The sequence below is a fragment of the Halalkalibacter sp. HAAS-P014 genome (assembly GCF_056619965.1).
In genome coordinates this window covers 278,667-291,775 of the sequence record NZ_JBWQTV010000006.1, presented here as the reverse complement: position 1 = coordinate 291,775, position 13,109 = coordinate 278,667, and the positions used below count along the sequence as shown (strand labels likewise).

Sequence of the window (13,109 nt, the reverse complement as noted above, 5' to 3'; positions counted from 1 at the left end):
CCATGCCTTTTTGCCCAAGAGAAATAAAAATAAGTGAATATAATGATAGTACAAAGAGTATACCTTCTGAACACATGTGACCAATTGTAGTGAGTTAGGACTGTAAGTCAACGCTTGAAAACAGGTTTCACAAAGGTTGGTGAAAGGGATGGAAATCAATCATAAGAATGAGTTTAAAGTCGGTGACTGGATCAAAGGGAAGACTAGAAATGGAGAATTAGTACAAGGCTATTTAGAATCGGTTGAACTCTATAACACTATAGTCAGAGTAAGAGTGTTAGCTAGTGATAATAAAAAGTTACTTGGTAGAACAATAAGATTAGAGCAACGAGATATTGAAAAGCGACCAGTTCTAAAAAATTGGAATGAAGGAGAGCTTCTAAATTTAATTGACATCGCTCTTACGACAAAAGATAAGGAATGGTTCCTTGATTTAACGACAAAGTTACAGATAAAGCAGCAAAACAACTGGACGTTTAGAAAAAGTCGATTTAGAATGTAGCCATTGTGGGTGGTGAAATCCACCCATTATTACATAGTTTACTAGCTAACAAATTTCCGTACTAAAAGTATTATGTGGTATGGTTATAGGTATCGTTCCTTCTGTATAATAAAACCAATAAAAATAAATAATGGGTGTTTATAATGGAAAAAAGGTTTACAATCGGGCAATTATCAAAGCTTCATAATATCCCTGTTAAAACATTGCGGTATTATGATGAAATAGGGTTGTTTAAGCCAGTTGAGGTTGATGAGAGCAACCAATATCGCTACTATTCTATTGAGCAATTTAAGCAATTAGATATTATTATTTATTTAAAAGTACTAGGTGTTCCATTAAAAGAGATAAAACATCAAGTGCTGAACAAAAATTTAAATGAGCTAATTGAAACACTAAAAATCCACAAAAATCGTACGGAAAAAAAGATTCAGGATTTAAAGCGAATTAATCAACGGTTTGAAAGCAGAATTAAGGAAATTGAGCGAACTCGTAATCTTGCTGAAATCGGGAGCCCGCTGATTAAAGAAATGCCTAAAAGGTCAATCGTTCAAGTGAAGGCTAAAATACGCTCGATATATGACTTAGAATTATCGTTACGGAAAATAAAGAAAGAGTTTCACCAACACTCACCAATTATTATTGGAAAGGTTGGACTAACCCTTTCTGAAGCTGATATTAAAAGCAATAATTTTACTGAATTTAATTCTATTTTTATTTTTTTAGAAAAAGCTGATTTTCTAGATAACCGTACACATGAAATGATTTCAATACTTCCAGAAGGAAAGTATGCTTCGTTTTCTTTTAGAGGTGACCGATATAATGCAGGACCTTACTATTATAAGTTATTAGAATATATTCAAAAAAACCATTGTCAACCAAGTGGTGACTTTATAATACGTTCCATTATAGATCGTTTTATTACCAATAATCCAGAAGAGTATGTAACGGAGATACAAGTGCCGATTCAACATTTGACCCTCCAGTAACTGGAGCCTTTATGATTATAAAAAATCACAGTGAGAGGGTTGGGACAATGGAACAAGCAAAGGAGTATCGTAATATTGAGCAAGATAAAACAAAAAGGGTTACAATTCTTCTCATATTAGGGGCTTTAACAGCATTCGGACCATTATCGATTGATATGTATTTACCTGCTTTTCCGATGATGACTGATGACCTTGGTGCAACAGCATCCCTTGTACAATTTAGTTTAACAGCTTTCCTTATCGGGTTAGCAACAGGGCAAATTCTTTTAGGACCACTCAGTGATGTGCTTGGTCGTAGGAAGCCTTTGTTATTAGCTGTATCCTTGTATGCACTTGCATCGATTTTATGTGCGTTTGCACCATCTATTTACGCTTTAATCGTATTGCGTTTTATTCAAGGTGTTGCAGGAGCAGCAGGAGTCGTGATTGCGCGAGCGTGCGTTCGGGATTTGTATGCTGGTAGTGAGATGACAAAAGTATTTTCGATTTTAATGTTAGTAATGGGGGTTGCCCCGATTTTTGCTCCTATTGCAGGAGGATTTCTACTTAATTTTGCATCATGGCGTGGAATTTTTATTACTCTTTTTATAATAGGTACAGTTATATTACTATTGGTCTTATTTCGTTTACCTGAAACGTTACAAGAGGAAAATCGCTCAAGCGCCCGTTTGAGTGAAACATTTGCCATATTTAGGCGTTTACTTGGCAATCGCTTATTTATCGGTTATTCGCTAATTATTGGTTGTACGAGTGGAGCGATGTTTTCATATATTTCCGGTTCATCATTTGTTTTTCAGGAAATCTTCCAAGTATCACCACAAGTATATGGGGTACTTTTTGCAATAAATGCAATTGGTATCATAACAGCCTCACAGCTCACAGGAAGATTAGCTGCAAGGTATGGAGAAATTCACTTTCTATTAATTGGAATCTGTTTGTTAGTTACAGGGGGTATTTTATTATTTAGCTTTACAATATTGGGCGCTGGCTTTTTCCCGATTGCATTTGCTTTTTTTATTACGGTTTCAAGTGTTGGTTTCATTAATCCAAGTGGAACATCTTTGGCAATGAACAATCAGGGTGGCAATGCAGGGAGCGCCTCTGCATTAATGGGGCTATTTCAATATGGAATTGGAGGGATATTGGCTCCAATAGTTGGGATTGCTGGAAGTCAGACAGCTATTCCATTAGCTATAATTGTAATGAGTTGTGGTTTGGGGGCTACTTTCTCTTATTTAGTGATGATCCGAAAAAAAATGTCCACAGTGAGTTAGAATGCGTACTGTGTCCTACACTATCTAAAATAAAACGCTCATGGCTGTTCATTATGAAACAGTCATGAGCGTTTTTGTTGTATAATGATCTTAAATAAAATGTGGAATAAGAAGGTTTTATTTCGGGATTTGTCGTATAGTAGCGTTATCAAAAGCTAGAAAATTAATTAAGGAGGCGTCATGTTAATGAGTGAACAAGGTTTTTTCGGAGAGTTTGGAGGAAGGTTTTTACCAGATGACTTAGCAAGTGTATTGAAGATTTTGGAAGAGCAATTTAATAAATATAAAAATGATCCCGGATTTATTAATGAATTTAAATATTATTTAAACGAGTTTATTGGACGAGAAAACCCACTTACATATGCCGAAAATTTAACTGAGGCTATAGGTGGAGCGAAAATTTATTTGAAGAGAGAAGATTTAAATCATACCGGTTCTCATAAAATCAATAATGCAATCGGCCAAATATTATTAGCAAAACGTATGGGTGCCACGCGTGTGATTGCAGAAACAGGCGCAGGACAGCATGGGGTTGCAACTGCTACGGCTTGTTCTATTTTTGGATTGGACTGTACCATTTATATGGGAAAGGTCGATATCGAACGCCAAGCGCTAAATGTATTTCGAATGGAATTATTGGGGGCAAAGGTCGTAGCAGTCGAAGAAGGACAAGGACGTTTAAAGGATGCTGTTGATGCGGCTTTAGGTGATTTAGTTGAAAATTACGATAATACTTTTTATTTACTTGGGTCAGCTGTTGGCCCACATCCATATCCAACAATGGTTAAATATTTCCAGTCGATTATAAGCGAAGAATCTAAAAAGCAAATTCTTGAGAAAGAAGGAAGACTTCCAACGGCTGTTGTCGCTTGTGCTGGAGGTGGAAGCAATGCGATAGGTGCATTTGCTCATTTTATTGAAGAGTCAGACGTTCGGCTGGTTGGCGTTGAACCGGCTGAAGCACCCTCATTAACAGAGGGGGTACCTGCCGTCATTCATGGCTTTAAATGTCTAACACTATTGGATGAAGATGGCCAACCAAGACCAACCTATTCAATTGCTGCTGGTCTAGATTATCCAGGAGTGGGGCCTGAACATAGTTACTTAAAAGAAATAGGTCGTGCTGAATATGTAACGGTGACGGGTCAAGAGGCATTAGAGTGGTTCCAGAAACTCTCAAAAGTAGAGGGGATAATCCCGGCGTTAGAGAGTGCCCATGCTGTTGCACATGCAGTTAAGTTAGCAAAAGAGTTAACAAAAGAAGATATTATCATTGTAACTATGTCTGGTAGAGGAGATAAAGATGTGCAGCAGGTGTATGATATGTTGCATAAATAGAACTCAGTTATTCTAAATCAAAATAAGCTAAAAAAGGGGAGTGGCATCTCCCCACTATGGATTCTAATCATTTCCTATGACGAATTTTATTTGTTATTGGGGTCTGAAAGAAATCCTCTTTTTTTGGCAAGTAAAACTTTTGCTTCGTTATAAGAAAGTCCAGATTGAGCATTAAGACGTTTAACCTCATCTACATTTGTTCCAGAGATAGATCTCTGATTATTTCGCATAGATAATGACCTCCTTTCAATGAACTATTTTTAAGATTTACAAAAATAGAAGATTTTAGTAAAAGTTCTCGTAAATTCGTTAAATTTTTATTTTTTTTTTGCTATATTATACTATAATAAATTTAAATAAAAGATCTAAGTAAAAGGCGATTTGAATTTACAGAAAATTATTAAAAGTGTTAGAATTTTATCTATAATATCTCTTTAGAGCTGGAGGGCATATGAAGTTTAGGACAAAGCTTTATACGAGTTTAGGGTTTAGTTTACTGTTAATTGCAATTGTAGTTATTATTTTATTAGAGATGCTAGAACAATCTACTGTAGAAATGCACGCGATAGTTAATGAAATAAATGAGCGCATCCGTACAAGTTATACTCTTATGTATGAAACCTCTGACATTGGCAGGGAATTACGAGAAATAACGGCAACAACTCAAGGGAATACAGATGATATGGATTTAACTAAGATGAACGGCTGGGAACGAACAAATGTTAATATTAATCATGCGCTGGACACATTGGAGAAGCAGGACACCGAAGAAAAATCACAAGAGATGATCTCGCAGTATAAAACATTACACTCCTCTTATCAGGAATTGGCGCAGCAAATGTTAACAGTTCAAAGAATGAATAGTGAGAATGAAATTGAACAATCTATTTGGGAAGAAGCTGAATTAACAAGACAAAGAATGCTCCAGTTATCAGCAATTTTAAGAGGCATACAAGAACAAGAGTTGAAGAATGAACTTTTTAGATCAAGAGATACATATAATTGGGCTATCCAGATGGTGTATATCTATCTTGCAGTTGCTCTTGGACTTGCCATCGTAATTACGATATGGCTAATTAAAAGTATTACAAAAAACCTAACTGAAGCAACCACTGTGATGGAAAGTATAACAAATAGCGAGAATGCTGGAAAGTTACCGAGAATGTCAATCCGTTCAAAAGATGAATTTGGGAAAATAGCAAACGCCTTCAATCAAATGGCGACACAACTTGAAAGACAATACAAGTTAGAAAAACAATTAAAAGAAGAAGCTGAAGAGAATAGCTGGCTTAAAACGAAAGTTGCTGAAATAGCAACAATGTTTCCAGAAGTTAAAGACAATCAAATGTTAGCAGATTTATTGATGAAGAAGCTTGTTCCAATGGTAGGAGGGAGCTATGGAGTTTTTTATTTAAAGGAAGTAGAAGGTAGTAGTGAGTATCTTAAGAAGAGTTCTGACTATGCCCTTTCAGATAAGGCTAAAATCTATGAACGTTTTGCAATTGGGGAAGGGATAATCGGCCAATGTGCATTGGAAAAACGTACGATCATATTAAATCAAATACCTGATGATTATATGCCAATTCGTTCTGGATTAGGAGAAGTTCCTCCTATAAGCAGTATTATACTACCGGTCCAATTTGAAGGGGAGCTTCTTGCAGTAGTTGAAATTGCTTCCTTGCGTACTTTTAGTTCTTCAGAGTTGAACTTGCTTGAAGAAGTGATTACTAACCTTGGCATTACAATGAATAGTATTAGGAATCGTATGGAAGTAGATAGGTTACTTGAAGAATCACAAACGTTAACAGAAGAGCTGCAAACACAATCTGAAGAATTACAAGTCCAACAGGAAGAGTTACGCTCAACGAATGAGAAACTAGAGGAACAGTATGATAATTCGGAACAGAAGAAGAGAGAGTTAGAAAAAGTTAGAGAGGCGCTAGAAGAAAAAGCTCAACAATTAGAATTGAGTTCCCAGTATAAAACGGAGTTTCTAGCAAATATGTCTCATGAGCTTAGAACGCCCCTGAACAGTTTACTAATTTTAGCTAAAATTCTTTCTGAAAATGATGAAGGGAACCTTACAAAGAAACAAGAGGAATTTATTCGAACCATCTATTCATCAGGTCATGACTTGTTACATTTAATAAACGATGTCCTAGACTTGGCTAAAGTAGAGTCCGGTAAATTAGAAGTCATTTTAAAAGAAGTTGAGGTACAAAAGGTAAAAAAATATGTAGAACGACAATTTGCTCCAATAGCAAGACAAAACGAAATAGATTTTATCATTGAAGTAGATGAGAACATTCCGGAGCGATTGCTGACAGATGAACATCGCTTACAACAGATCTTGAAAAATCTGCTATCCAATGCATTTAAATTCACAGAAAGAGGAAGTGTTTCTTTTGTAATAGAAGCTGTGAATGATTCAGATCAGTCAATGACAGTATTTTCAGTATCAGATACAGGAATTGGAATAGCAAAAGAAAAACAGGATACAATTTTTGATGCATTTAAGCAAGCTGATGGTACGACAAGTCGTCAATATGGAGGTACAGGATTAGGGTTATCAATTAGTAGAGAGATTGCATCCCTGTTAGGTGGATATATTGAGATTGATAGTGAAGAAGGGAAAGGGAGTACATTCCGTCTATGTATACCATGTGAACAACTGAGGATAAATGCAGAAACCTCTTCTATTAAGGAAGTGGCTGCAGCAACTGATGAGGCACCTTATGAATTGAATACTCCAGAGAATACTAAGTTTCATGATATAGAGGATTATCAGAAAGCGCTCTTAAAAGGGAAAAAAATTCTGATAGTCGATGATGATGTCAGAAATGTGTTTGCCTTAACATCAGCGCTTGAAAAATATGATATCGACATTATATATGCTGAGAGTGGTAAAGAGGCGCTACATGAACTACAAGTCAACGAAGACACTGATTTAATCTTGATGGATATAATGATGCCAGAAATGGACGGGTTTGAGGCGATGCGCCGTATTCGCAAACTCTCTCAATTTTCAACTATACCTATCATTGCCGTTACTGCAAAAGCGATGAAACATAATAGAGAACAATGTATTGAAGCAGGCGCTTCTGATTACATTAGTAAACCAATTGATTTAGATCAATTAATCTCTCTTATGAATGTTTGGTTATATAGAAAGAAAAAGTAGGTGAATATGTTCAACAAAACAATAGAAACGCCAATTTGTGAAGTGGAGAAAATCGAAATAGATTTATTACTTGAAGCGATTTATCGTTATTATGACTATGATTTTCGCGAATATGCGACTCCGTTCATACAGAGAAGAATTAAATATCGCGTACGTAATGAGAGATTAACAAGTATATCAGCTCTGCAGGAAAAAGTGTTACATGACCCAGCAGTAATGCAAAGGCTATTCCTAGATTTCTCTATAAATGTGACAGAGATGTTTCGAGATCCATCTTTTTTTAAAACGATGCGAAAACAAATAATCCCGTTTATAAAAGATAAATCGACCATTCGAATATGGCATGTAGGTAGTTCTACAGGGGAGGAAGTCTACTCAATGGCAATACTCTTACATGAGGAAGGCCTCTATGAAAAGTCGAAAATTTATGCTACAGATATTAACGCCATGAATTTAGAGAAGGCGAAGCAAGGGACCTTTTCAATAGACCGGATGCAACTTTATACTCAGAATTATTTTGAAGCAGGTGGGAAGCGAGCTTTTTCAGAGTATTATAAAGCAATTGGTGAGAAGGTAATATTTCAGCCTTTTTTACAAGAAAACGTTATATTTTCACAGCATAACCTAGTAACAGACCATTCATTTAATGAATTCGATCTTATTATTTGTCGAAATGTCCTAATTTATTTTAATAAGGATCTGCAAAATAAGGTCCACCAGCTACTTTATGAAAGTCTTAGTATAGATGGCTTTATAGGGTTGGGGAAACGAGAGGGGATTCAATTTACTAGTTATGAAAACTGTTATGAAGAATTCATCAAAACTGAAAGATTATACCGAAAGCTTAAATAGTACTGAAGGTAAGAAAGTTAATATATTAATGGTAGACGATCATCCAGAAAATTTAATAGCTTTGGAAGCTGTACTAACTTCTCCTAAATATAATTTAGTTAGTGCAACCTCTGGAAAAGAAGCACTAAAGTGCATGCTGAAACAGGATTTCGCAGTTATCTTATTAGATGTGCAGATGCCAGGATTAAATGGTTTTGAAACGGCGAAGTTGATTAAGATGCGTGAAAAAACGAAGAATATTCCGATCATTTTTATTACAGCTATTAGCCAAAGCTTAGAACATGTTCATCAAGGGTACTCTGTAGGAGCGATTGATTATATTTTTAAACCATTTGATCCTGAAGCTTTAAAAAAGAAAATGGAGCAATTTGTTAAATTGCATGAAGTTCATGAAGAGCAACTGCTTCAAAGTGAAGAAGAACGTACAGCCGAACTTGAAGAAGTAAATCAAAAATTAGATTTAGCAACACTCAATTTAAGAAGAACAGAAGCATTAGCAAAAGTGATTAGCGAAACTATCATGGATACGATCGTGACGTTAGATAAGTATGGTCGTATTTTGTCGGCAAATCAAGCAATTACAAACATGTTCGGCTATACGACTGAAGAAGTGATTGGTTTTCATTTAGAACATACCCTTGTGAATTTTCAAGAAAGAGATCGAAATGAACGAATTCATTTCGAGTCTTTAGTGGGGCAAGCTGAAGGAAGAGTTGTTGAAGCGAATGCACTACGAAAGGATAAAAGTACTTTTCCAGTTGATATACAATTAGGCAGATCTATTGTAGAAGATCAAGTTATATTTGTCTGTACGATACGCGATATTACTGAGAGAAAGCAAATAGAAGATGTAAAGAAGCAAAGATTTAATAATTTAGAAGCACTTGTACAGGAAAGGACAACCGAGCTTCTTTTGGCAAATGAGAAGTTAAAGTTGGAAATAGATGAGCGAAAAAAGATTGCCGAGGACCTCTACGCTTCACAAGAACGTTTTCAGAAATTTTTTGTATCAAGTCCACACTTACTTGCGATCTATTTATTAGAGGAAGAAAATCTAATTGATGTAAATGAAAGTTGGATGAACTATACTGGCTATAATTGTGAAGAGATGAAGGAGCTTGATCTAGAAAGTCTATATAAACTAGAAGAATCGGATCAGTCTTTTATTGATTTAACAAAACCGAATCGCAATAAAAAGATTAGATATTATACAAAAAAGGATGACGTTCGGTTTGGTTTATTATCAACAGAAATGATTGAAATTGACGGCAAACCCTGTGTTCTGATTGTTGTAACAGATATTACAGAAAGGGTTGTTATGGAATCAGAAATGGCACGTTTAGACCAGTTGAATTTAATAGGTGAAATGGCAGCTGGAATAGCCCATGAGATTCGAAACCCAATGACAACGGTGCATGGATTTTTACAAGTAGCTCGAAGCAATCGCGACAATTTGCAATTAGAAATTGTTGATTTAATGCTGGATGAATTAAATAGGGCGAATTCAATTATTACGGAATTTCTTAATTTAGCAAAAAATAAAGTGACAGATAAAAGAAGTTTAAGCCTCAATAAGATTGTTGATTCATTATTTCCACTTATTCATGCCGAGGCATTACGTGCGAGTAAACAGGTTAGCTTAGAGTTAGGAGACTGCCCTAATTTATATGTAGATGAAAAAGAAATCCGTCAAATTATTTTAAATATTGCTTTAAACGGACTGGATGCAATGACATTTGGGGGAAAGTTGACAATTAGAACATTTACAGAAGAACAAGAAGTCATATTAGAGATTAGTGATGAAGGAGAAGGAATAAGTCCTGAAATCATAGAAAAAATTGGGACGCCTTTTTTTACAACGAAGGAAGATGGGACCGGTTTAGGGTTAGCTATTTGTTACAGTGTAGCTGAGAGGCATCAAGCGGAAATTGATATTCAAACAGGTGATTCCGGTACGGTTTTTTCTATTCGTTTCAAGAGCTAAAGGGAGGAGGGAGTAACCTTTGAAAAAGTGGTCCATCATGTTATTTGCTTTCATTAGTTTTATTGCCATTTTTATTGTCGTTTTTTCTAACCCGTTTGCTAAAGAAAAGCCTAAAGTGACAATTGTGCTTAAACATAACGATTCACAGTATTGGGACTTTGTAAAAGCAGGTTTAAAATCAGGCATAAATGATTTTAATTTAGATGGACAGATTGTTGTACCGGATGATGGAAGCATAAGCGAACAAATTAATCTACTTGATGAGGTCCTGTATGAGCAACCGGATATATTAATTGTCTCTCCTACCCATTCTCAATCTCTGAATCATGTATTGGAGAGGTTTGTTGAACAGGATATTCCGGTGTTACTTATTGATACAGATATAGATTGGTTACAAAAAACAGCATATATTGGTACTGATAATCATGATTTAGGTAGAAAAGCAGGGGCTTTACTTGGTGCGCAGATGCAACCTGGAGATAAGGTTGCAGTTATAGGAGGAGAAGTAGCAAGTCCTATTTATAGAGAACGCATAAGGGGAGCTAGGTCCAGTCTTGATGCTATTCGTATTGAGACAATTGAAATTTCATTAATTACTTATGATCCTTTAAAATTACAACATACTATTTCGGCATTAATAGAGAACAACCCCGATATTAGAGGGATTGTAGCAACTTCTGATGAAATAGCATTAAATGCACTAAAAGTAATAAATGATTATGGTTTAGATATACCTGTGACTGGTACTGATGGTTCAATTGAGTTAATTGAATTAATTGAAAATGGGACTTTGAGTGGGAAAGTGGCTCAGAACCCTTATGATATGGGATATTTGAGTATTGAAGCTGCAGCGAAAATTAGCAATGGCGAAAGTATAGATGAACATATTGATAGTGGAGTTGATCTCATTATTCAGAAAAATGCTCAACAGAAATTAGACTTTCTGAAAAGTTTGTTAGATTGAGTGGAGTACATTGACAAAGAGTTTAAAAGCATTTTATGATGTTTTTTTTCGGGTAATTCGATAATAAATAGTGAATCTATTATTCATATTCCCATTGATGTATAATAAAAGAGTTGAGAAAAGGGTTACATCGAAGTGGGGGGATAGTATGAGTGTAGACAAAAAATTGAATCAAGCATTAAAGAAGCTTAGGGACATCGAATCCGCTCTAAATGAATCCTCAATCGTAGCCATTACAGATCATAGAGGAAAGATTCAGTTTGTAAATGACAAGTTCTGTGAAATATCCAAATATAGTCGTGAAGAACTTATTGGTAAAGACCATCGAATCATAAATTCAAAATATCATAGTAAGGCGTTTATAAAAGACTTATGGCAAACGATTATAAAAGGTGAAGTGTGGAAAGGGGAATTTAAAAACAAAGCAAAAGATGGAACTTTTTATTGGGTAGACACTACCATTGTGCCATTCCTTGATGAAGAAGGAGTACCTTATCAATATGTTTCAATACGGCACGATATTACATCTCGAAAAGAAGTTGAAGAAAGAATAAAGTACATGGCTTATTTTGATCCACTCACATCATTACCTAATCGAAATAAATTAATTACATGGTTGAATGAAGTACAAATTAAACAGAAAGTTAACCAAAAAATTGCAGTCTTGTTTTTGGATATAGATCGTTTTAAGTCAATTAACGACCAGTTTGGACATACAGTTGGAGATTTATTGATTAAAGAAGTAGGGCAAAGATTAAAGGAATGTCTTCGAAAGAGTGATTTTATTACACGTCAAGGTGGAGATGAATTCGTTATCATTTTGGATGGGGTTGAAAGTGAACAAGACATTGTAACGATTGTTCAGAAAATCATGAATCAATTGGCTCTTCCTTTTTATATTCGTAATAAAAAAGTTGTTACGTCTACAAGTATTGGTGTTAGTATGGATAGTGTTGGAACGGAAACGAGTAATTATCATGATTTTATTGAGACTCTGATCAAAGAGGCAGATAATGCAATGTATCAAGCTAAACAACAAGGTGGATCTACATATTGTATTAGTACTGCAAAGCAAAATAGTGAAATGGAACGTTATTACAAAATTCAAAAAGAGCTCACAGTAGCGTTGCAATTAAAGCAATTTCGAACTGTCTATCAACCTCTTATAGGTTTGAAAAATAACCAGGTGGTTGGAGTCGAGGCATTGTTACGTTGGTATAGCCCTAATTTAGGAGCTGTTTCACCAGCTGAGTTTATTCCAATCTTAGAAGAAACCGGAAATATTATTTCTGTAGGCAAATGGGTCATCCAATCAGTTTGTAGGCAATTTATACAATGGAAGCATAAAGGTCTAGATATACAAAGAGTTTCCGTTAATGTGTCTCCGGTTCAGTTCCGAGATAAATCGTTTGTTGAAGATATAAGGGATATTCTTAATGAGACACAAATGCTAGCATCTAACTTAGAGCTAGAGATAACAGAAGGGGTACTGTTGAACATTGAGTCCTCTTTAAAAACATTACTTGAATTAAAAACGTTGGGAGTTAAGATCTCAATAGATGATTTTGGTACAGGCTATTCATCGCTAAGTTATTTGAAACATTTACCTGTCGATACTCTTAAAATTGATAAATCGTTTATAAATGAACTTGATGTAGATGGTGAAATCATCGTAAACACAATTATTAATATGGCAAAAAACTTAAACTTCACTGTCATCGCAGAAGGTATTGAAAATGAGAACCAACTCCAGTATTTAAAAAATCTAGATTGCCATGAAGGACAAGGTTATTTTTTTGAAAAACCGCTAGGTGCAAAAGAAATTCCTGTTTTCTTGAAAAGTTACGAAGTGATTGCTAATAAGTAAAAGAGCCAATTAGCCCATTGTGGGTTAATTGGTTCTTTATTAGCTGAAGATACTAGCTTGATTTTCCACAAAAATGATTGACTATTCTTTGAACAATTTTATTTTGTGAGATACCTCACCTAGAAAAAGCATTGGGTTTGTTACTCTTATAATAACGTACT

At 35.2% G+C, this 13,109-nt stretch carries 10 protein-coding genes; 9 read left to right on the top strand and 1 reads right to left on the bottom strand.

Annotation, left to right across the window (positions count from 1 at the left end; all coding sequences use genetic code 11):
• Positions 1-148: 148 nt before the first annotated feature.
• The 4 genes from AC1FXZ_RS06210 to trpB all read left to right on the top strand — a co-directional run bounded on the left by AC1FXZ_RS06210 (position 149) and on the right by trpB (position 4,100).
• Positions 149-502: an IDEAL domain-containing protein gene (locus AC1FXZ_RS06210; protein ID WP_480051841.1), complete on the top strand. Its 354-nt coding sequence runs from the start codon at positions 149-151 to the stop codon at positions 500-502.
• A 143-nt stretch (positions 503-645) separates the two neighbouring features.
• Entirely contained in the window at positions 646-1,488 is an 843-nt protein-coding gene (locus AC1FXZ_RS06205) for a MerR family transcriptional regulator (RefSeq protein ID WP_480051840.1), read from the top strand.
• Between the two features lie 47 nt (positions 1,489-1,535).
• Positions 1,536-2,762: a Bcr/CflA family multidrug efflux MFS transporter gene (locus tag AC1FXZ_RS06200; protein WP_480051839.1), complete on the top strand. Its 1,227-nt coding sequence runs from the start codon at positions 1,536-1,538 to the stop codon at positions 2,760-2,762.
• 186 nt (positions 2,763-2,948) lie between these two features.
• On the top strand, positions 2,949-4,100 hold the full coding sequence (gene trpB, locus AC1FXZ_RS06195) for a tryptophan synthase subunit beta (RefSeq protein WP_480051838.1): 1,152 nt from the start codon (positions 2,949-2,951) through the stop codon (positions 4,098-4,100).
• A gap of 86 nt (positions 4,101-4,186) precedes the next feature.
• Here the strand turns inward: trpB and AC1FXZ_RS06190 are convergent, their stop codons facing one another.
• Positions 4,187-4,330 carry a hypothetical protein gene (locus AC1FXZ_RS06190; RefSeq protein WP_480051837.1) on the bottom strand — a complete coding sequence of 48 codons (144 nt, stop codon included), beginning with the start codon at positions 4,328-4,330 and terminating at the stop codon, positions 4,187-4,189.
• A gap of 221 nt (positions 4,331-4,551) precedes the next feature.
• Here AC1FXZ_RS06190 and AC1FXZ_RS06185 point away from each other — a divergent pair, with 221 nt between their 5' ends.
• The 5 genes from AC1FXZ_RS06185 to AC1FXZ_RS06165 all read left to right on the top strand — a co-directional run bounded on the left by AC1FXZ_RS06185 (position 4,552) and on the right by AC1FXZ_RS06165 (position 12,948).
• Positions 4,552-7,281 (top strand): response regulator, encoded by a 2,730-nt coding sequence (locus AC1FXZ_RS06185; protein ID WP_480051836.1) that lies wholly within the window; start codon positions 4,552-4,554, stop codon positions 7,279-7,281.
• 6 nt (positions 7,282-7,287) lie between these two features.
• The gene (locus AC1FXZ_RS06180) at positions 7,288-8,133 is read left to right on the top strand and encodes a CheR family methyltransferase (protein ID WP_480051835.1); all 846 of its coding nucleotides are present in this window, start codon (positions 7,288-7,290) and stop codon (positions 8,131-8,133) included.
• Positions 8,087-10,117, top strand: coding sequence for a response regulator (locus AC1FXZ_RS06175; protein ID WP_480051834.1), 2,031 nt, complete (start codon positions 8,087-8,089; stop codon positions 10,115-10,117). The genes AC1FXZ_RS06180 and AC1FXZ_RS06175 overlap by 47 nt, the downstream gene beginning before the upstream one ends.
• 19 nt (positions 10,118-10,136) lie before the next feature.
• Positions 10,137-11,081, top strand: coding sequence for a sugar ABC transporter substrate-binding protein (locus AC1FXZ_RS06170; protein ID WP_480051833.1), 945 nt, complete (start codon positions 10,137-10,139; stop codon positions 11,079-11,081).
• A 148-nt stretch (positions 11,082-11,229) separates the two neighbouring features.
• Positions 11,230-12,948 (top strand): sensor domain-containing protein, encoded by a 1,719-nt coding sequence (locus AC1FXZ_RS06165; RefSeq protein ID WP_480051832.1) that lies wholly within the window; start codon positions 11,230-11,232, stop codon positions 12,946-12,948.
• Positions 12,949-13,109: the final 161 nt, after the last annotated feature.